Origin of the sequence: Plantactinospora sp. WMMB334 (assembly GCF_049179095.1) — a bacterium.
Lineage (GTDB): Bacteria > Actinomycetota > Actinomycetes > Mycobacteriales > Micromonosporaceae > Plantactinospora.
The window spans coordinates 5,733,984-5,754,726 of the sequence record NZ_JBMHME010000002.1; the positions used below are offsets into that span (position 1 = coordinate 5,733,984).

The 20,743-nt window shown below is 74.4% G+C and carries 11 protein-coding genes; 3 read left to right on the top strand and 8 right to left on the bottom strand.

From position 1 onward, the window contains the following. Positions 1–86: 86 nt before the first annotated feature. Positions 87–2,885, bottom strand: coding sequence for a M14 family zinc carboxypeptidase (locus tag ACN27G_RS24505; RefSeq protein ID WP_421495110.1), 2,799 nt, complete (start codon positions 2,883–2,885; stop codon positions 87–89). A 520-nt stretch (positions 2,886–3,405) separates the two neighbouring features. On the opposite strand from ACN27G_RS24505, the gene ACN27G_RS24510 reads away from it, so the two are divergent. The 3 genes from ACN27G_RS24510 to ACN27G_RS24520 all read left to right on the top strand — a co-directional run bounded on the left by ACN27G_RS24510 (position 3,406) and on the right by ACN27G_RS24520 (position 11,198). Beyond that, on the top strand, positions 3,406–4,833 hold the full coding sequence (locus tag ACN27G_RS24510) for a UDP-glucose dehydrogenase family protein (protein ID WP_421495111.1): 1,428 nt from the start codon (positions 3,406–3,408) through the stop codon (positions 4,831–4,833). A 246-nt stretch (positions 4,834–5,079) separates the two neighbouring features. Continuing rightward, positions 5,080–10,248 (top strand): SCO7613 C-terminal domain-containing membrane protein, encoded by a 5,169-nt coding sequence (locus ACN27G_RS24515; protein WP_421495112.1) that lies wholly within the window; start codon positions 5,080–5,082, stop codon positions 10,246–10,248. A gap of 110 nt (positions 10,249–10,358) precedes the next feature. Beyond that, on the top strand, positions 10,359–11,198 hold the full coding sequence (locus ACN27G_RS24520; protein WP_421495113.1) for a hypothetical protein: 840 nt from the start codon (positions 10,359–10,361) through the stop codon (positions 11,196–11,198). A 31-nt stretch (positions 11,199–11,229) separates the two neighbouring features. On the opposite strand, the gene purE is transcribed toward ACN27G_RS24520, so the two are convergent. The 7 genes from purE to mca form a co-directional block, all read right to left on the bottom strand. After that, the gene (gene purE / locus ACN27G_RS24525) at positions 11,230–11,712 is read right to left on the bottom strand and encodes a 5-(carboxyamino)imidazole ribonucleotide mutase (RefSeq protein ID WP_421497444.1); all 483 of its coding nucleotides are present in this window, start codon (positions 11,710–11,712) and stop codon (positions 11,230–11,232) included. A gap of 29 nt (positions 11,713–11,741) precedes the next feature. Further along, complete coding sequence (locus tag ACN27G_RS24530; RefSeq protein WP_421495114.1) at positions 11,742–12,956, bottom strand: 5-(carboxyamino)imidazole ribonucleotide synthase; 1,215 nt, start codon at positions 12,954–12,956, stop codon at positions 11,742–11,744. Positions 12,957–12,969: 13 nt separating this feature from the next. After that, positions 12,970–14,970 carry a thioredoxin domain-containing protein gene (locus ACN27G_RS24535; protein ID WP_421495115.1) on the bottom strand — a complete coding sequence of 667 codons (2,001 nt, stop codon included), beginning with the start codon at positions 14,968–14,970 and terminating at the stop codon, positions 12,970–12,972. A gap of 139 nt (positions 14,971–15,109) precedes the next feature. After that, the gene (locus ACN27G_RS24540) at positions 15,110–16,129 is read right to left on the bottom strand and encodes a hypothetical protein (RefSeq protein WP_421495116.1); all 1,020 of its coding nucleotides are present in this window, start codon (positions 16,127–16,129) and stop codon (positions 15,110–15,112) included. A gap of 311 nt (positions 16,130–16,440) precedes the next feature. After that, positions 16,441–19,254 carry a putative bifunctional diguanylate cyclase/phosphodiesterase gene (locus tag ACN27G_RS24545; protein ID WP_421495117.1) on the bottom strand — a complete coding sequence of 938 codons (2,814 nt, stop codon included), beginning with the start codon at positions 19,252–19,254 and terminating at the stop codon, positions 16,441–16,443. A 173-nt stretch (positions 19,255–19,427) separates the two neighbouring features. Continuing rightward, a complete protein-coding gene (locus ACN27G_RS24550; protein ID WP_421495118.1) occupies positions 19,428–19,730 on the bottom strand; it encodes a hypothetical protein in 303 nt (100 codons plus the stop codon). 55 nt (positions 19,731–19,785) lie between these two features. Beyond that, positions 19,786–20,667 (bottom strand): mycothiol conjugate amidase Mca, encoded by an 882-nt coding sequence (mca, locus tag ACN27G_RS24555; protein ID WP_421495119.1) that lies wholly within the window; start codon positions 20,665–20,667, stop codon positions 19,786–19,788. Between the last annotated feature and the right edge of the window lie 76 nt (positions 20,668–20,743).

The window sequence follows — 20,743 nt, forward strand, 5'->3', positions numbered from 1 at the left end:
ACGTGTTTCGGGAATCCTGGGACGAGCGAGGGTGGCCGCCGCGTTGCGCGGAGGCCACCCTCCCGACATCTGGCGCGCGATCCTTCTCAGGCGACGACGGAGCGGAGCGGGATTCCGGCGGCGCGGAGGTCGCGGATCAGGGCGCGTAGGAACGGGTGCTCGTCCGCGGCGAGACCGTCCCGGTTGGGGATGGTGAAATAGCTCGCGCCGTTCGCGGTCGCGACGCGCAGGTCACCGGTGTGCCGGGCGACGATGTCGCGGGTGCGCCCCGCGTCGGCGTCGGCGACCGCGACGGTGATCGGGCGCCACTCGCCGCCCAGGTTCTCCGGTGCCGGCACGGCGGCGGCCGAGGCCCGGGCCGGCGGTACGGCCGGAGCCGTCGACCGGGCGTCCGGTGAGGCCGGGGCAGCGGCCGGCCGTGGCGCCAGCAGCGCGTTGGCCACCAGGTGCAGCCCGCTCTCGTTGTACGCCCGGAACAGCGGGTTGAACGCGAAGAGCACCGCCCGGCCCGCCCCGGTCGGCTCGTCGACCAGCGCGACCGTGCCCCTGAGCGCGTCGGCCCGCACCGTGTAGCCGTTGTGCCAGAACCGCCCGTCGGCCGGGTACGTCAGCACGTTCGTGCCGGTGCTGGACGGGGCGAGGATCGAGTCGTTGTTGTTGAACTCGAAGTCCTCGGCCGGCCGGCCGAGCCCGACCGGGCTGCCCGGGTCGACGTCGACCCGCAGGTGCGAGCCGATCACCGTGTAGTCGGCCGGCTTCGGCAGCTCGACCGTTGACGTGAGCCCGGCCGCCCGGGCCATCCGGGTGCCCTGGTTGCGCAGCCCGAGATAGGTGCCGCCGGCCGCCACCCAGGCCCGCAGGTTGGCCTGGCCGGTCGCGGTCAGGCCGCCGGTCGGGTTGCCGCCGTCCGGCACCAGCAGCACGTCCCGCCCGGTGAACGCGGCGGTGTTGTCGTTGATGTCCGCCGTGCCGACGGGGGTGAGGTCGAGCCCCCAGCGCCTGCCGAGGACGTACCGGGCCTCGCCGTGCGAGCCGGAGGTGGTGGAGATGCCGGTGCCGGCGTACAGGCCGACGTCGGGCAGGGCCAGTGGGGTGCCGGTGGCGCCGCGCCAGCTCGGGGTCAGGGTCACCCCGAGCGATTCGGCGAGCCGGTCGCGGGCGCCGGTGAGGGCGGCCGCCGGCAGGGCGACGACCCCGGTGCGCTGGTCGCGGCGCACCTCGACGCCGGCGCCGAGCAGCGCGAAGGTCAGCTCGGCCGCCGCCGCCGAGTCCAGCGGGTACGCGTACGAGCCGAACCGGGGTGCGTATCCGCTCCGCCCGCCGTCGATGTCGCGGACCCGTTCCGCCCTCGGCGAGAGCCGGTCCCCGGTGTAGATCGTCTCCACGCCCATCAGCAGCGGGTTGCTCCAGGAGGAGACGTCGTAGAAGTACGGGAACGGGACGTACGGGTCCTCGCCCATGGTCGCCTGGATCCAGTGCTTCTGCGGCTGCTCCATCGGGATCCAGTACGCGCCCGCCGGCACCGTGTGGTTCCGGGCCGACCGGCCGCCGAAGATCTTCGCGTGCGGCACCCGCACCGGCCTCGTCAGCCGGTAGACCTCGACGTCCATCCGGCGCAGCCGCTCGACGAGCCGCCGCACGTCGCCGAGCTGCCGGCCGGGCAGCAGGAAGTAGGAGCGGACCGTCACGTCCGGCACCGGGAACTGGACCTCGTTGGTCGGCTGCACCACCTCGTTGGGCTGGAGCGCCCCGGCCCGCCCCTCGGCGAGCGCGTCGGACCAGATCCGGTAGTAGCCGGCCAGGATCTCCCGCTTGTGCTCCGAGGCCCAGCCGACGGTGGCCCACTGGGTGTGGAACTGCTGCTGCACCCGGTCCTGGACCGCCGACGAGCTGCCCTTCTCGTAGGTCATCCCGGCGGCGCCGAAACCGGTCGCCGGCACCGTGTCGCCGTACCCCATGAAGAAGAGGTCGTAGACGTCGTAGTTGAAGTAGCACTCGGTGGTCACCGCGTCGGTGCAGGCGCCGTTGTAGCCGAAGCCGGCGGCGTTCGCCGCGCCGATCCGGTTGATCCAGTCGACCGGCTCGTCCGCGATCTCGTGGTGGATCGGGTCGGCGTTCGGCGGGAAGAAGTACTGCCGGCCGCCCATCTCGTGCGCGTCGACGAAGACCTGCGGCGGGTAGCGGCGCAGCAGCTCAAGCTTGGCGTCGGTCTCCGGCTGGGTCCGGGCGAACCAGTCCCGGTTCAGATCGAAGCCGTACTCGTTCTGCCGGCGCGAGGCGTCCCGGCCGTCCGGGTTCTGCGTCGGCATGATGATCGTGACGAGGTTGTCGTTGCGCTCGCGTACCTCGCAGGAGAGGCCGGCGGCGAGCTCGTAGAGGGTCTTCAGCGCGGCGTCGGCGCCGGACTTCTCGCCGCCGTGCACGTTGCCGGTCACCCAGACGATCGCCGGGCCGCTCCGGGCGATCTCCGCCGCCCTCCGGCTCGACAGCCGCCGCGGGTCGCGCAGGTCGCGGACGTCCCGCGCGATCCGCTCCAGGGCGCCGCGCCGGAGGTGGTCGGGGTCGGAGACGATCGCGTACGGCAGCGACTGGCCGAGCACGCTGTCGCCGACGTTGCCGGTGACCACCCGGTCCGAGGCGGCGTCGACGGCACCGAGGTAGGAGCGGATCTCGTCGTCGGTGACCACCCGTTCCTGGCCGAGGCCGAGCGGGAAGCCGAGGTGGCTCTCCGGGCTCGGCACCCCGCCGAGCCGGGCGGCCGGGTCCGGGCTGCAACCGGGTGAGGCCGGCGGATGGCCGGGGTGGGCGCCGGCCGGGGTGCCGGGCAGCAGCGGCAGCGGGGCGATCAGCAGGGCGACCGCGGCCCCGCCGAGCCGCCGGAGCATCGATCTCCGGGGATCCGAGGGCTTCGGCGGATCCGAAGGTCTGGGCGGATTCGACGGAAACGTCAGGGGGAACTTCGAAACTGTCATGTGAAGTTCGGATTCCCTTCTCGGGGATGGCCGGGACGTCTCGGAAGATCGACCTGGGAGTGGCTCGGAGCCTATGAGCGGCCATTTCCGGCGGTCAAGATCTTGTAGGCACGGCGTCTTCCCACCAGCTACCAAACACGCCTACCACCAGAAATCAGGGGAATAGCGGCGGGAAGGGGCGGCCCAGGCGGGCGGGTCGGCGTACCCGGTCGGCGAGGGCTGTGAAGATGCCGACCGAAGATGCGCCGGGAAGCGCCGTCCGCGTAGGCTCAGCGCTTGTCGTACCGGCACGCGCGGCCGACCCGCCGACCCCGCAGCCTCGACACCACCGACAAGACCACACAATGTCCGGCAGCGGCGCTCTCCTCCGGCGCCGGCCTCCCCACCACCGCGACGCAATGAAGCGCCGCCACTGCGAGCGGAGAACACAGGCGTGACGATCCCGTACCCGAGCAGCCAGCCCATGCCGACGATCCCGGCGGTGACCCCGCCCTCCGGCGCCTCCCGCCCGCGTCTCACCTTCCTCGGCACGGGCTACCTGGGCGCGACGTACGCCATCTGCTTCGCCGAACTCGGCTACGAGGTGATCGGCTTCGACGTCGACGCCGAGAAGATCGCCAAGCTGGCCGGTGGCGAGGTGCCGTTCCACGAGCCCGGCCTGGACGAGCTGCTCAAGCGCAACCTGGCGGCCGGGCGGCTGCGCTTCTCGACCGACATCGCCGAGACCGCCGCCTTCGGCGACGTGCACTTCATCTGCGTCGGGACCCCGCAGCGGGCCGACGGGATGGGCGCCGACCTGTCGTACGTCGAGGCGGCCGTCACCGGCCTCTCCCAGCACCTGACCCGCAAGGCCCTGATCGTCGGCAAGTCCACCGTCCCGGTCGGCACCGCCGAGTGGATCGAGCAGCTCGTCGGCAAGCACGCCGGGGCCGACCTCGGCGTCGAGGTCGCCTGGAGCCCGGAGTTCCTCCAGGAGGGCTTCGCCGTCGAGGACGTGCTCCGGCCCAACCGGATCGTGGTCGGGGTCAAGAGCGAGTGGGCCAACGGCATGCTCTACTCCGCGCACAAGGGCGTCTTCGACCTTGCCGCCACCGAGGACCGGGAGGTCCCGCTGGTGGTGACCGACTTCGCCACCGCCGAACTGGTCAAGGTGGCCGCGAACGCCTTCCTCGCCACCAAGATCTCGTTCATCAACGCGATGGCCGAGGTCTGCGAGGTGGCCGGAGGCGACGTCACCCAGCTCGCCCGGGCGATCGGCTACGACCCCCGGATCGGCAACCGCTTCCTCCAGGCCGGCGTCGGCTTCGGCGGCGGCTGCCTGCCCAAGGACATCCGGGCGTTCCAGGCCCGGGCCCAGGAGCTCGGCGCCGGCGAGGCGCTGCGCTTCCTGCACGAGGTCGACCTGATCAACCTGCGCCGCCGCAGCCGCGTGCTCCAGCTCGCCGCCGAGCTGCTCGGCCGCCGCTACGGGCCGGCCGGCCCGGACCTCTCCGGCACCCGGGTCGCGGTCCTCGGCGCCACCTTCAAGCCGAACTCCGACGACGTCCGGGACGCCCCGTCGCTCGCCGTCGCCGCCGCCCTGCACAAGGCTGGCGCCGAGGTGCACGTCTACGACCCGGAGGGGATGGAGAACGCCCGCCGGGAGCGGCCCGAGCTGACGTACGCGGTCAGCATGAACGAGGCCGTCCGCGGTGCCGACCTGGTCTGCGTGCTGACCGAGTGGGCCGACTTCCGCAACGCCGACCCGGTCGCCCTCGGCGAACTCGCCGCCGGACGGCGGATCGTGGACGGTCGCAACTGCCTCGACTCCGCACTCTGGACCCAGGCCGGCTGGGAATACCGGGGCATGGGCCGGCCGTAGCTCCGGCAGCGCTGCCGCAGGTCCGCCCGCTACCTCAGGGGCGCGATACCGCAGGGGCGTGACGGCGACAATCGTGAATTCGACGCCGACTTGCCGGCCGTGGACCCGACCGGGTGCACGGCCGGCCTTTTAGGATCTCCTCAGCCCGGTCACGCACGCGATCGGGGGCTGTTCAACGGTTGCCCTTGATGGGCATGCTTCGGTGGAGGCCCGTGACGCGGCCATGCGCCGGCTGGAGGGGATGCCGTGAGTACGACGTACCAGTGCTCCTCGTGCGGCCGGGAGATCGAGCCGGCGCCACACTGCCCGTACTGCGGCGCCGAGCAGCTCCAGTATGCCGACGACCTGGCCCGGATCGAACGCTCGATCGCCGAGATGAAGATCCGCGAGGCGGCGCTCGCCAAGGAGCAGAAGACGATCGCCTCGCAGATGCAGGCGGCACTCTTCCAGCGGGACATCCTGGGGCACGCGGCGGACCAGCGCCGCAAGCAGAGCAACAAGCCGCGCCGGGTGCTCCGGCGCCGGGCCGCCCGCCGCCCGCCGACGGCGGCACCAACCGCTCCGGGCGGGCCGGGCGGTGCGGGCGGGCCGGGCGGTGCGGGCGGGCCGGGCGGTGCGGGCGGACCGGGCGGTGCCGGCGGGCCGGGCGGGCCGCCGCCCCGGGTGCCCCGGCAGTCGAAGGGCGGCGGCACCGAGCGGGTGTCGACCGTGCCGCCGCCCCCACCCCCGCCGCCGGTGCCCGGCGCCGAACCGGCCTGGGACGACGGCAAGGCCCGGCCGGAGGCCTCCACCCGCGAGGTGCAGAACATCCTGCTCGGGCTCGGTGCGCTGCTGCTCGGCATCGCGGCCGTGGTCTTCGTCGCGGTGGCGCTCAGCTCGCTCGACGACTTCAGCCGGGTGGCGATCCTGGTCCTGGCCACCGCGCTGATGCTGGCCGTACCGCCCCGGGTGGCCGGGCGTGGGCTGAGCGCCACCGCCGAGACGGTCGCGGCGGTCGGGCTGCTGCTGGTGCCGCTGACCGGGTACGCGCTCTGGACCGTCGACCGGTTCGCCGACAGCGACCTGCCCGGGTCGCTCTTCGGAGGGCTCACCTTCGCGGTCACCGCCGTCGTGGCGGCCGGTTACGCCGGGGCGACAGGGCTGAACGCTCCCCGCTACGCGGCGGTACTCGCCGTCCAGCCGATCCTGCCGCTGCTGGCCTACGGCTGGATCTCCGGGCCGGTCGGCTGGTCCGTGGTGCTCGCCGCGGTGGCGGTCGGCAATCTCTATCTCGCCCGGCTCTTCGGTGACGACGGGCAGCTGACCGGCTGGCCGGCCCGCTTCCGGTTCGGCCCCGGAGTGCCGCTGGAGGTCCGGCCGTCCCGGCCCGACGGCGGGCCCGGAGATCGTCCCGGGGGCGGCTCCGGAGACCGTCCCGACGGCTTCCCCGACGATCCGGACCGACCGGACCGGGGCACGCCCGGGACCCGGGCCGGCGGGACCGGGCCGGACCGGCCGGAGACGTTCCCGGAGGAGGCGGACGCGGTCGTCGAGGCGGAGCCGGCACCGGGCGGGCCGGCGAGGCGGGTCCGCACCCCGGGGGTCCGGCCGACCGCCAGCATCCCCTGGCTCCGGGAGCTGGCCTGGACGCTGCACGGCATCGCCTTCGCCGCCGCGGTGGTCTGTGCGGTCGTGGCACTGGTGGACGCCGACACCGTGCCCGGTGCGGCCCGGGCGGGCATGGCCCTGCTGCTCGCCGCCGCTGTCGGCCTGGCCGGTGCGCTGACGCTGCGCCGGCCGCCCCTGCCGGACATCGGCGCCGGGATCATGACGCTCGCCGTGATCGGCGCCTTCGGCCGGGTCGCCGCGGTGGCGCTGCCGGGGCGGGCCCTGGTGGTGATCGCCGCCGTCATCGCGCTCACCGGCATCGGCGTACGGGCGGTGCCCGAGGCGGCCCGGCGCGGACCGCAACTGGCCTCCGCCGCCGCACTGATCGTGATCGGCATCGTGGTGGCCGGCGGCGTGCTCCGGGCCGCCTCGGCCCCGATCCGGGCCGCGCTGCCGGTCTGGGAGGCCGACCTCGCCGCATACCCCGGCACGCTCGCCGCCGGGGTCGGTGACACCTCCTGGCAGCTCGCCGTCACCGCCCTGCTGCTGACGGTCGCCGCCGTGCTCTCCTCGCCACCCGAGGTACGCCGCGAGTTCGCCGTGGTCGGCGCGGCGCTGACCGCACTCGCCATGCCCGCCTCGTTCGGGCTCGGCTGGGCGGCGGCACCCTGGCCCCCGGTGCTGGTCGCCATCGGCATCGGTCTGGTCGGGCTGACCGCCGAGACCCGGCGGGTCGCGCTCACCCACGCCATCGCCGCCGCCGTGGTCGGGCTCGCCGGTGCGGCGGCCTCGGTGGCCCGGCCGGGCCTGACCGCCGCCGTGCTCTTCACCCTCGCCGTCGCCGGGGCGGCGGCGGCGCTGGCACCCACCACCCGCTCGCTGCCGATGGGCCGCTGGTCCGGGCTGGTCGCCGACTGGGCGGCCGGTGGTGCCGCGTTCGCCTTCCCCGGCGCGGTGGCCGCCTTCGTCGCGTCGGCGGTGCCGGTCGACCCGACCCCGACCGCGATGTCGGTACGGGAGGCGACCGAGCCGGTCCTCGCCGCCAGCTTCCTCGCCGTCTGCGCGGTGCTCTGCTACGCGGCGGTCACCCAGGTCGCCCAGCGGCAGATCAGCGTCCCACTGGCCGTCGGCACCGGGCTCGGCGCGCTCGCGGTCACGGCGGCGGCCTTCGGTGCGCCCGGCGCCACCCTGCCGGACACCCTGGTCGGCGCGGTGCTGCTGGTCAGCGCGGTGCTGCTGACACTGGCGCCGTCGATCGACGCCGGCCGGCGGGCGGACCGGCTGCTCGACGGCTCCGACATCGCCGCCGCCGCGGTGACCGCCGCCCTGGTCGGCACCCTCGCCCGGATCGCCGGCGTCCTCGGCGACGGCGCCGAGCTGGCCGCCGCCGCCTTCGTGATCCTGGTGGTGGCGGCCGGGATCCGGGCCATGCCGGAGCACTGGCGGCGCGGCCCGATCCTCGGCATCGCGCTGACCGGAGGCGTCGTCGGGCTGATCGCCGCCTGGACGGCGCTGGTCGGCGGGCTGGAGGTGCTGGCCACGCCCGGCCGGCTCTGGGAGGCCGACCTCACGCGGTGGCACGTCAGCGCGACCGGCACCGGCTGGCAGGCACCGGTCGCCCTGGTGCTGCTCGCCGGGGCCGCCGCGATCGCCCTGCCCCGACCCTGGTCCTACGATGTCGCCGCCGTCTGCGCCGGCCTCGCCGCCGTCGGCACCCCGGCCGCGTTCGGGCTGCCGTGGTGGTCCCCGATCGTGGTCGGCGGCGCGGTCGCCACCGTGTACGGGGTCACCTCCGTCGTCGCCGCCGACCCCCGGGCCGGACTGGCCCGGGCCACCGTCGCCGCCGCGGTGGCGCTGCACGCCGTCGGGGCGAGCCTGGTCCGCCCCTGGACGACCGCTGCCGCACTCGGTGTCGTCGCGCTGATCGGCGTCGTCGTCGCCGTCCTGGCCCGGGTCGTCGGCACCCTCTCCGGCCCGGCGGAGGAGGCCGACTCCCTGTCGCTGGCGCCACAGACGGCACAGATCGGCGGGCTCGCCGCCGGTGGTGCGCTCGTCGCGTCCGCCGGCTCGCTCGCCGCGCTCGCCGCCGCGCTGGGCTGGCCGGCCGAGGTCGTGGTGCTGGCCAGCCTGGCCGGGGCCAGCCTCGGCGTGGCGGTGGTCGGGCTCGTCCGCCGGCAGGTCCCGCAGTACCTCCCGTACGCCACCATCGGCGTCGTCGGCGGTGCGACCGCCGCCCCGGTCGCGGCGCTCCTCACCGGCCTGCCCTGGGGCGTCTACGCGGCCGCGGCCGTCCTGCTCGGGGTCCTCGCCGAACTGGTCCGGGCCGCCACCCCGGCCCCGACCCCGCTACGCGAGCCGATCCGGCGCTGGTCGGTGATGCTCGGCGGTGCGTTCCGTCGCCTTCCCGAGCCGGTCCGGGGCCGCTGGTCGGTCAGCCCCGCCGTCGGGGCGATGCTCGCCGCCACGCTGCCCACCGCGCTGGCCGTGGCGGCGCTCGCCCCCGCCCTGGTCGCCGCGCTGGTCGAGCCGTACCAGACGCTCGGCCAGGTCTGGCAGGGGCCGCCGGCCGGGCTCACCGATCCGGAGCCCGGCGCCGTCGACCCCGGCAACGTGCTCGCGGCCCTGCTGCTGACCATCGCGGCCGGGCTCGCCGCCACCGGGTTCAGCGAGGGCCGGCCGGCCCGGGCGGTGCCGGTGGTGCTGCCCGGAGCCGCGATCACGCTGCTGATCACGCCGATCTCGCTCGGCCTGGCCTGGCCGAACGCCACGCTGGCCGCGCTCGCGGTCTTCACCATCGCGATGCTCGGGCTGGCCCTGACCCCGCCGCCGCCGGACGCCGAGGTGGCCCGCTCGCTGCGGCTGACCCGCATCCTGGTCTTCGGCATCGGGCTGGCCGCCGGTGGCGCCGGGCTGGCCGGCGCGCTGGCCACCCGCGAGCTGACCCTCTTCACCCTCGGCACGGCGGTCGGCGTCGGCGCGGTCGCCGCGCTGGGCGGCCGGAGCCAGAACGCCCGGATCCTCGGCTGGCTCTTCGCCGCGATCATGGCGCAGACCTTCGTCTTCACCGCCGGCCTGGTCCTCGGCCTCGACCCGGCCTGGTCCGCGTTCGGGGTGCTGGCGGTCGGCGCGGTGCTGCTGCTGGTCGCGGCGATGCTGCCCCGGCTGCGCCGCCCCGAGGCGATGCGCGAGGCGGCCACCGTGGAGTGGACCGGCTACGCGGCCGCGCTGATCGCCGCCGCGCTCGCCTACGACTCGCCCCGGCACATCGCCGCCCTGCTCGCCGCCTGGGGCGCCGTGCTCGGGATGGCCGCCCTGCGGCCGTATCGCAGCACCGTCGAGCGGCGCACGCTCTTCTGGTCGGCGGTGGGCTGCGAGATCGTCGCCTGGTGGCTGCTGATGGCACTGGCCGACGTCGCGCTGCCGGAGGCGTACACGCTGCCGTTCGCGGCGCTGGCCCTGCTGGTCGGCCTCCTGGAGCTGCGGCACCGGGCCGACCTGAGCAGTTGGGCGGCGTACGGCCCGGCGCTGGTGGCGGCCTTCCTGCCGACCCTGGTGATCGTGCTCTTCGGCAACGACAGCGCGCTGCGCCAGGTGCTGCTGCTGCTCGGCGGGGTGGCGACCCTGATCTACGGCGCCAACCGGCGCCAGCAGGCCCCGGTGATCGTCGGAGCGGTCGTCACCGCGCTCACCGCGCTGCGCGCCCTGTTCAGCTACGGGCCGTGGCTGGTGCTGATCCCGGTCGGTCTGCTGCTGCTCGCCTTCGGCGCCAGCAACGAGAACCGCCGCCGCACCCAGGAACGCTTCCGCGCCGTCCGCGGCATGCGCTGAAGTGTAAGGAAGGGCCCCCGCTTATCGTTTTCTGTAGATGCGGGGGCCCTTCCTAACCCATCAGCGGCGGCGCGTGGCTGCGCCTGCCCACAGGTAGGAGGCGAACGGGAATGAGCGTCAGAACGCGGACGCGGCAACGTCGTACGGGACGGCGCAGCGGCGTCGGGAGTGCCGTCGCGACGCTGGTGCTGCTGGCCGGCACCGCCGGCTGCCAGGCGGCCAGCTCGGACGGGACGGAGCCCACGACGCCCGCTTCGACGGGTGGGGTCGGTGTGACGGGAAATACCGGACTTGTCTGGTGGATGTCTCGGCTGGACCGGGCCGGCACCGCCGCCACCCTCTACGTCTCGCGTCCGCTCGACGCTCCGCCCTGCCAGGGTTCCCTGCGTCCCGAGGCGACCGTCACCACTGGCAGTGCGGCACTCACCATCACGGTCTCCGACGGCTCCGGGACCGGCATCGGCTGCGTCAGAGACGACAAGCTGGCCATCGTGCCGGTCAACCTTCCGGAGCCGCTGGGCCGCCGCACGCTGATCGACGGGTACGACAACGGCCGCCGCCCGGTCTACCGCGAGGCGGACCTGCCAGCGGTGCCCGGAGGTGATGACGGCTCGTCCGAGGTGCCGACCGGTTTCGGGGTACCCACGCCGGCCGACGCCGCGCCGCCCGGCGCGTGGAGCCAGGCGTACACCCGGCCCGGCGGCCCGGACATCCGGATCAGTGGATACCCGCCGGACCACGCGCTGGCCAGGGCGCCGGGAACCGACCCCGTCGGCACGGCCGAGGTGGCCGGGGCCCAGGGCGCGATCTATCGGTACGGCGGGGACCGGTTCCAACTGCGGTGGAGGGCCTCAGGACTGGTCTACCTGCTCGACGTCGTGCCCACCGAGGGCGACTCCATCTCGCTGTCGACGTTCCGCGGCGTGTTGACTCGGCTGGACGCCGCCTGAGCGCGTGGACCGGGCGGGTGTGCGGGCTTCCTCAGCCGGCCGGTGGCCCGAGGGAGGCGAGCAGGTTGGCCTCCTTGCGGGCGACCACCTGCTCCAGCTCGGCCTGGTACGCCGCCATCCGCTCCCGCAGCGCCCCGTCACCGGCGCCCAGGATGCGTACGGCGAGCAGGCCGGCGTTGCGGCCGTTGCCGATCGAGACGGTCGCCACCGGGATGCCGGCCGGCATCTGCACGATGGAGAGGAGCGAGTCGAGCCCGTCGAGGTGCGCAAGCGGCACCGGCACCCCGATCACCGGCAGCGGGGTGGCCGAGGCGACCATGCCGGGCAGGGCCGCCGCACCGCCCGCACCCGCGATGACCACCCGGATGCCCCGCCCGGCGGCGGACCGGGCGTACTCGATCATCTTGACCGGGGTGCGGTGCGCCGAGACGACGCCGACCTCGTAGCCGACGCCGAACTCGGCCAGCGCCTCGGCAGCCGCGCCCATCACCGGCCAGTCCGAGTCGCTGCCCATGATCAGGCCGACCGGTGGCGCTGACTCCGTCACTCGTGCCCCTCCCGTAGCCACCAGGCCGCCCGTACCGCGCGGGCGCGTACCTTCTCCAGGTCGTCACCGAGCACCGTGACGTGCCCGATCTTGCGGCCGGGGCGGACCTGCTTGCCGTATAGGTGCACCTTGGCGCCCGGGTCCTCGGCGAAGAGGTGGTGCAGCCGCTCGTCGATCGACATCCCGCCCTCCGGGCCGCCGAGCACGTTCGCCATCGCCACCACCGGCGCGGTCAGCGCGGTGTCACCCATCGGATAGTCGAGCACCGCCCGCAGGTGCTGCTCGAACTGGGAGGTCCGGGCCCCCTCGATCGTCCAGTGCCCCGAGTTGTGCGGCCGCATCGCCAGCTCGTTGACGACCAGCGCCGGCTCGCCGTTCCCGCCGCTCGCCGGTGATCCGTCGTCCGCCCGGCCGGCGACGCCGGAGACCTCGAAGAGCTCCACCGCGAGCAGGCCGACCACGCCGAGCGCGGTCGCCAGGTCGATGGCGAGCTGTTGGGCCCGCAGCGCCAGCTCCTCCGGCAGCCGGGGCGCCGGGGCCAGCACCTCGACGCAGATGCCGTCGCGCTGCACGGTCTCCACCACCGGGTACGCCGCCACCTGGCCGAACGGCGAGCGGGCGACCTGCACCGCCAGCTCCCGGCGCAGCGCGACCCGCTCCTCGGCGATCAGTTCGGTGCCGGCGGCGCGCAGCCGGCCGACCAGGTCGGCGGCCTCGGCCGGGCCGGAAACGACCCAGACGCCCCGGCCGTCGTAGCCGCCCCGGGCCGCCTTGAGGATCACCGGCCAGCCCAGTTCGGCGACGAAATCGACCAGATCCGTCGCTCCGGCCACCGACCGCCAGCGTGGCACCGGGGCGCCCAGCTCGGTCAGCTTCTCCCGCATCGCCCACTTGTCCTGGGCGTACCGCAGCGCGTCGGCGGGCGGATAGACCGGCACGCCTGCCCCGGCCAGGGCCCGCACGTGCTCGTTCGGCACATGCTCGTGGTCGAAGGTGACCACGTCGCAGCCCTCGGCGAAGTCGCGCAGCGCGGCGAGATCGGTGTGCCTGCCGTACCGGACGTCGGCGGCGACCAGCGCCGCCCCGTCGGAGGGGTCGAGGGCCAGCACGCGGAGCGACTGGCCGAGGGCGATCGCGGCCTGGTGGGTCATCCGGGCCAGTTGGCCGCCGCCCACCATGCCGACAACGGGCAGACCCGTGCGGGAATCCATAGCGGGCGCAAGCCTAACTCCCGGCCGCGCCGAGCTGCGCGAGCAGGTCGTCGGCGGTGCTGACCGGGCGGTCACAGACGAAACCCCGGCACACGTACGCGGTCGTGGCGCCGTCGCGCATCGGGCGGTCGGCCAGCAGTGGTACGCCGGGGCGGTCCGGCTCCCCGGCCACCACGACCGCGCCGGGCGGGGCGTGCCGGTGGGCGAGCGCCAGCAGCGGGTCACCGGCCGGCTCGGCGGTGACCACCGCGATCTCGTACGGGCCGGAGAGCAGCGCCTCGCCGACCGTGGCGGCGTAGCCGGTGAACCGGGCGTGCCGGGCGGCGATCGGCGCCACCGTGCCGAGCGCGGTCCCGGCCGCCTCCCGGTAACGCACCCGCCCGCCCAGCGCCGAGTACGCCACCAGCGCCGCCGCCACCGCCGAGAGCCCGGACGGGGTGGCGTTGTCGGTCGGGTCGGCCGGCCGGCTGACCAGCTGCTCGGCGTCGTCGGCGGTGTCGTAGAACCCGCCCTGCCCGGTGCCGAACCGCTCCAGCGCCACGTCGAGCAGCTGCCCGGCCAGCTCCAGCCAGCGTCCCTCGCCGGTGAACTGGTGCACGGCGCAGAACGCCTCGGCGACGCAGCCGTAGTCCTCCAGCACCCCGGCCGGCTCGCCGACCCGGCCGTCCCGGGAGACCCGGCGCAGCCGCCCGTCGACGAGGTGCCGCTCGGCCAGCACCTCGGCGATCCGCACGGCCGCCGCCCCGGAGACCGGGTCGGCGGTGAGGGTGGCGTACTCGACCAGGGCGGTGACAGCGAGGCCGTTCCAGGCCGCCACGACCTTGTCGTCCCGGGCCGGCTGGGGCCGCTGGTCGCGTACCTCCCGGAGGCGGGCCCGGACCCGCTGCCAGCGTTCCCGGATCTCCGGGTCGGCGTCGTCGATGTCCCGGGCCAGCCGCAGCACGCTGGTGCCGTGTTCGAAACTGCCGGTGTCGGTGACGGCGAAGAGGTCGGCGGCCCAGCGGCCGTCGTCGTCGCCGAGCGCCTCGACGAGCTGGGCCGGGGTCCAGGCGTAGGTGGCGCCCTCCACGCCGTCGGTGTCGGCGTCCAGCGCCGAGGCGAGGCCACCGGCCGGGGTGCCGAGGTTGTCCAGGAGGAACGCCACGGTCTCGGCGGCGACCCGGCCGGCCAGCCCGTCGCCGGTGAGCCGCCAGAGCTGGGTGTAGACCCGCAGCAGCAACGCGTTGTCGTAGAGCATCTTCTCGAAGTGCGGCACCGTCCAGTGCCCGTCCACGGAATAGCGGGCGAAGCCGCCGGCGAGCTGGTCGTAGATCCCGCCCCGGGCCATCGCCTCGCAGGTGTGCCGGACGATCTCCAGGTCCCGGGTGGAGCCGGTGCGCTGGTGGTGGCGGAGCAGGAAGAGCAGGTTCATCTGCGGCGGGAACTTGGGCGCGCCGCCGAAGCCGCCGTTGGTCTCGTCGTACTCCCGGGCGAGCTGGTCGGCGGCGGCGTCGAGCAACTCGGCGGTGAGCGGGGCGCTCGGCCCGCCGACGGCCTGGGCGCCGGCCAGCGCCTCGACCACGGCGGCGCCCTGGCGCAGCACCGCCTCCCGCTGCCCGGTCCAGGCCTCGGTCACCGACTGGAGCAGCCGGACGAAGTTGGCCTTCGGGAGGTAGGTGCCGCAGAAGAACGGGGTGCCGTCCGGGGCGGCGAAGACCGTCATCGGCCAGCCGCCCTGCCCGGTCATCGCCTGGGTGGCGGTCATGTAGACCGCGTCGACGTCCGGCCGCTCCTCCCGGTCCACCTTGATCGACACGAAGTTCTCGTTCACCAGCGCGCCGACGGCCCGGTCCTCGAAGGACTCGTGCGCCATCACGTGGCACCAGTGGCAGGCGGCGTAGCCGACCGAGATCAGCACCGGTACGTCCCGGCGGCGCGCCTCGGCGAACGCCTCGGCCGTCCAGGGCCACCAGTCGACCGGATTGTCCTTGTGCTGGAGCAGGTACGGGCTGGTCGCGTCGGCCAGTCGATTCACCCGACGACCATAACCGCTCGACGGACCGCCCGCCCGGGATCGCGCCGGTGGCGGCCCCCGGAAGCCGCCGCCGAGGTGCGCCGACGGGGGTGGGGAGCGCTAACGGGGAGCGGGGAGCGCTAACGGGGAGCGGGGAGCGCTAACGGGTGGCGGGGAGCGTGCGGCAGAGTGCCGGCGGGAAGTCCGGTGCCGCCTTCAGCACGTCGGCGCAGCCCGGTCCGGCGCTGCGCGCGACGGTCCGCCAGCCGGCCGGCTCGAAGCGCAGGAAGTACCGGTACACGGACGGCGGTGCCGAGCAGCCGGGGCGACCGCCCGCACCGCACTGCGTACTGTTCAGGTTGACCGTCATCACCAGCCAGCGGCCGTCGCACTCCTCCACGTGCCGGGAGCTGTTCCGGGGCACGTCCATTCCCTTCATCGCCGCCAGCACCCAGGTCGTGTCGCAGTGGTCGGCCGGGGGTGTGCAGCCGAGATCCGGGTCGCAGCGGCGGTATCCGTCGCCGTCCGGCGCCCACGGCTGGCCGTTGAGCACCACGATCCGGTCGCCGACCGGCTTCGGCGCGGTCAACCGGGCCACCCCCGGTGCCGTCGTCGGGCAGCCGCCGACCATCCCGCTGCGGGCCGAGTCCTGGACCACGTTGGCGTGGATCAGGTTGTGCTCCTCGGTGTAGGAGGTGATCCGGGGATCGCGGGCGCACTCGGGGTGCCCGGCGGGCAACGCCACGTCGACCAGCAGGGTGCGCGGGTCGGGCCCGCGTCGTACCCCGGTCACCTCCGCCTGGAACGTCGACCATTCGGCCGGCCCGGCGGCGGTGGTCGGCGGCGCCGGCGTGCCCCGGGCGCCGCCGGCCCGGGCCAGCGCCGTGCTGCCGAGGCCGGAGGCGGTGGTCGGGTCGCCGCTCGCCGTCCGGGTGCCGATGACCAGCACCGCCACCAGGTAGTCCCGGGCCACCCCGACGTAGTACGCGGCGGTCGCGTCACCGTCGGAGTAGGAACGCAGGATCAGCAGTCCGGCAGCGTCCTCGGCGAGGATCTTCCAGTCGTCGCCCCCGGCCGGACGGCCACACCGGGACAGCTCGCCCCGGAGCGCGTCCAGCGCCGTATCGGCGAGTCCGGCCGGATACCGCGCCACGTACTCGTAGACACGGTGATCGCCCATGGTCGCGTTGACCGTGCGCTCGGCCACCGGCCGGGGCCGCTCCGGCCCGGGGGTGACCGTCCCGCCCGGAGAGACGGGTGGGGAGACCGGGACGACGGCCTTACCGGGTGGAGAGTCGACCGCCGTACCGGGCTTACCGGCTGGAGAGGCGACCGCCGTACCGGGTGGACCCGTCGGGGCGATCGCGATCGACGCCGGGGCGGATCGGGGCTGGGCGGCCAAGGGCGGCGGGCAGAGCCAGGGTGGCAGCGGATCCCCTGAGCCCCGCTACTCAACCGTCCGCACCCGCCGTCCGCGGGTGGGGTGGTGAGTCAGGAGGCGCCGTCGGCGCGGAGGGGGAGGATCCGGGCCTGGGCGGAGTCGAGCAGGGAGCGCAGTACCGCGACGATCTTGTCGGATGGCATCGGGCGGAAGAAGTGGTAGCCCTGGGCGGCGGTGCAGCCCAGCTCCGCGAGCGCGGCCCGCTGGTCGGCGGTCTCCACCCCCTCCGCCACCACCCGCAGCCCCAGCTCGCGGCCGAGGTCCACAGTGGTCCGGACGATCGCCGCCGCCTCCGGCGACTCGGCCATCTTCATCACGAACGACCGGTCGACCTTGAGCTCGTCCACGGAGATCCGGGTCAGGAAGGTCAGCGAGGAGAAGCCGGTGCCGAAGTCGTCGACCGCCAGCTGCACCCCCATCCCGCGCAGCGCGGAGAGCACCTCGTCGATCACCTCCAGCTCGCTCATCACCACCGTCTCGGTGATCTCCAGCACCAGCCGGTGCGCCGGCACCTGGTGCCGGCGCAGCGACTCGGCGACCTCCGCCGGCAGCCGCGGGTCGAGCAGGCTGCGCGCGGAGAGGTTGATCGAGATCGGTACGTCGAGACCGTGCCGGGCCCAGTCGGCCGCCACCCCGAGCGCCTTGTCCACCACATACCGGGTGAAGGCGCCGAGCAGCTCGCTGCCCTCGATCGTCCGGACGAAGTCCGCCGGGGTGAGCCGGCCCCGCCGGGGATGCCGCCAGCGGATCAACGCCTCCACCCCGGTCGGCTCACCGGTGGACAGGTCCACCGCCGGCTGCAGCGCCAGTTCGAGCTGGTCGTCGGCGTCCAGCGCCTCCCGCAGCTCGGCGACGAGGGCGAGCTTGTCGGTGCTGGCGGCGTCCCGCGCGCTGTCGTACGACGCGACGCTGCCGCCACCCTGCTTCGCCTGGTACATCGCGATGTCCGCCCGGCGCAGCAGCTCGGTCATGTCGGCCGTCCCCGCACCGGCCACCACCACCCCGACCGACACCTCGACCGACATCCGCACCCCGGCCACCTCGATCGGATCGGCGAGCAGCTCGACGATCTCCCGGGCCCGGCGCAGCACGTTCGGCAGCGGAGAGCGGTCGCTACCCGGCTCGGCCGGCCCGGCCGGAGCCGGTGTCAGCACCATCGGGGACGAGGTCGAGAGCACCGTCGACGGGGTCGGCACCGACGGGAACGGGATCAGCAGCGCAAACTCGTCGCCACCGAGCCGGCCCAGCAGCTCGCCGGGGTTGACCAACGCCTCCAGCCGGTCCGCCGTCACCTGGAGCAGCTCGTCGCCGGCCGCGTGGCCGAGCGTGTCGTTGACCTCCTTGAAATGGTTGATGTCGAGCAGCAGCAGGGCCACCGGATGGTCGTGGCCGAGTTGGTGCAGCGCCAGGTCACCCTTGCTCAGCAGCGCCGCCCGGTTGATCAGGTTGGTCAACGCGTCGTGCACCGCCTCGTACGACGACTGCGCCGTCACCAGTCGGAGCTGGAGGTGCGTCGCGGCGTCGTGCAGCGCGGCCGCCAGGGCGTCGCCGAAGGCCGAGAGGGCGTCCTGCTCCCGTTGGCCGGGCGGGGCCGAGCGGGGGAAGCGGACCCGCAGCTCGCCGACCGGGGAGCTGCCGACCACCAGCGGCCGGACGAGTTCCTGCTCGGTGCGCCCACCCGCCGGCCCAACCGCACCGGGGCCGGGCCGGCTGCCGGCAGGAGTGGCACCCCGCCCCGCGGCCAGGTCGACGCCGATGTCGCTTCCGACAAGTTCCAGGCCGAGCCGGCTGGTGAGCGGAAGTCGACCGACGCCGGGGCGACGACCCCACGGGAGGTCCGGCCCGGAGTCGGTCCGCTCGGTCGCGGCAAGGTCGCGGTGCGCCACCGGCCGACCCGGCTCGCCACGGTAGCGCCGCCACCGGCCGTCGCCGCGCCGGACGTCCATCTCGACCCAGTCGGCGCCGAAGAGGGTGAGCGGGCCGGTCACCCCGGCCGTGGCGACGTTGTGCTCGTCGAGCTGGTTGAGCGCGCCGGTGGCCTCGGCAAGGGCGCGCCAGGCCCGGCGCTCGTCGTCGGCACGGATCCGATGGCTGTACGTCTGCTGGAGCAGCCACAGCACCGGAGGCAGGAAGAGCAGCCAGCGCGGGTCGTATCCGAGCACCGCCACCACGGCCAGGCCGACGAAGACGTTGCCGACGAACATCAGCGACTTGCCCTGTAGGGCGCCGAGCAGTGCGGGCCAGATCCGTTCGCCGTGCCGCAGCGAGAGTGTCAGTCCGACGAGCCACGCGCTGGCCAGCAGATAGGTCAGCGCACCGACCGCGAGGGCGGCGATCAGCGGCGGTGTCAGGCCGGTGGCGAGCGGCGCACGCACCGCCTCCGGGACCGCGCTGCCGAGCGCCGCCGCGACGGCCAGTGTGGCCGCGACGCCGAGCGCGACAGCGGTGGCCAGGGAGGCGGTGGTGTGCACGACGTCCAGCGCGGAGCGCCGGTCCACGAAGACGGTCAGCAGCGTCCAGCCGAGCAGCGCGCCGAGCAGCGCGGCGGCCGGCAGCCAACCGGGCGGCACCAGGGAGAGACCGATGATGAACGACGCCTCGCCCCAGGTGACGCTGACCCGGCCCGTGCCGACCCGGAGCCGCAGCCGGAAGAGTTGTGCGACCGCCATCGCGGCGGCGGCGATGCCGAGCCGCCCTGCCGCCGGCAGCGAGCCGCCGGACGCTTCGGTGGGGACGAGCAGGCCCGCCACGGCGAGCAACAGCGCGACGGGCACCAGGACGAGGGTGAGTACGCGCACCCGGCGGGGTGCGGAGGCGATGCCGACCCGGACGAGGAAGCGCCCGGACCGGCCGTCGCCAGTCACGGATCGCCGCCGTTCGCCGAGCGTCGTTGCGCGACGTGGCCGTGCCGTCTCCGGCGCTGGGCGTCGGGTCTGGTTCTCATCGGCGCCCCCTCCCGCGCACGCTGCGGGACTTTTGGTCCCCGGCGGAAGGCTAAGCCAATCCGATTGAGCGCAACAGGGGGCGCCTGGCCGGTTTAGCGTGAATCATGTCCCGGACTGACCGTCCCGCTGCTGGTGGGAGGAGTGGGAGCGCTTCCACCAGAATCCTCACCGGAAGATGGTGCGTCGGCGGGCGTGTCGCCCGCCGACGCCTCCTCCTCCGGCTGCTCGGGAAAGCGGTCCGGCAGCCGGCGCAGCCGGGCGTTCATATTACGGATCAACAGGACCGTGGCGACAGCCAGCACCGTGATCAGGAAGAGACCCATGGGCCCGGCCAGACCACCGGTCCGGGTGTCACCGAAGTTGTTCTCCGCGAGCACCTGTGCAGCGGTCAGCATGGGTGGAAATCCTCCGATGTGGCGGGCTCTCACCCTACGGTACGCCTACCCCCGCTCAGCGGGCATGGGCGGTCTCCCGCACCCCGGCGAAGAGGTCGGACTCCGGCATCGGACTCTCGACCACCGAGCGGACCAGCTCGAAGTCCTCCGTCGGCCAGGCCTGGCGCTGCAACTCCATCGGCACGTGGAACCAGAAGCCGTCGGGGTCGACCTGGGTGGCGTGGGCGCGCAACGCGTCGTCGCGGACCGGGAAGTAGTTGGCGCACTCGACCCGGGTGGTGATCCTCGGCCCCTTGTCCGGCCGGTCCTCCCAGCGGTCCAGCCACTCCGCGTACGGCGACTCCCTGCCGCTGGCCAGCATCGTCTCGTGCAGCGCCATGATCTTGGCTTTGGAGAAGCCGATGTCGTAGTAGAGCTTCGACGGCTGCCACGGGGCACCCAGCTCCGGATAGCGCCCGGGGTCGCCGGCGGCGTCGAAGGCCGCCACGCTCACCTTGTGGCACATGATGTGGTCGGGGTGCGGATAGCCGCCGTCCTCGTCGTAGGTGGTCACCACGTGCGGCCGGAACTCGCGCATCAGCCGGACCAGCGGCGCCGCCGCGACCTCGACATCCTGGAGCGCGAAACACCCCTCGGGCAGCGCGGGCAGCGGGTCACCCTCCGGCAGCCCCGAGTCGACGAAACCGAGCCACGCCTGCTCGATGCCGAGGATCGCCCGGGCGGCGTCCATCTCGGCACGGCGGATCTCGGCGATGTTGGCCCAGACGTCCGGCCGGTCCAGCTTGGGGTTGAGGACGCTGCCCCGCTCACCTCCGGTGCAGGTGACGACGAGGACCTGCACGCCTTCGGCGACGTATTTCGCCATGGTCGCCGCGCCCTTGCTCGACTCGTCGTCGGGATGGGCGTGCACGGCCATCAGACGTAGCTGCTCTGTCAACTCAGCTGCTCCCTCGTATGTGCCCGGACCGGGCCCGGCGCCCCGTTCACTGAAACCGCCCGCCTTCACCGACCCC

What these genes read in the sequence shown, in the direction of transcription:
- purE (WP_421497444.1), bottom strand. Translation starts at nt 11,712, where the DNA reads ATGGGCAGCGACTCGGACTGGCCGGTGATGGGCGCGGCTGCCGAGGCG.
- ACN27G_RS24520 (WP_421495113.1), top strand. Translation starts at nt 10,359, where the DNA reads ATGAGCGTCAGAACGCGGACGCGGCAACGTCGTACGGGACGGCGCAGC.
- ACN27G_RS24530 (WP_421495114.1), bottom strand. Translation starts at nt 12,956, where the DNA reads ATGGATTCCCGCACGGGTCTGCCCGTTGTCGGCATGGTGGGCGGCGGC.
- ACN27G_RS24550 (WP_421495118.1), bottom strand. Translation starts at nt 19,730, where the DNA reads ATGCTGACCGCTGCACAGGTGCTCGCGGAGAACAACTTCGGTGACACC.
- ACN27G_RS24505 (WP_421495110.1), bottom strand. Translation starts at nt 2,885, where the DNA reads ATGCTCCGGCGGCTCGGCGGGGCCGCGGTCGCCCTGCTGATCGCCCCG.
- ACN27G_RS24540 (WP_421495116.1), bottom strand. Translation starts at nt 16,129, where the DNA reads ATGGGCGATCACCGTGTCTACGAGTACGTGGCGCGGTATCCGGCCGGA.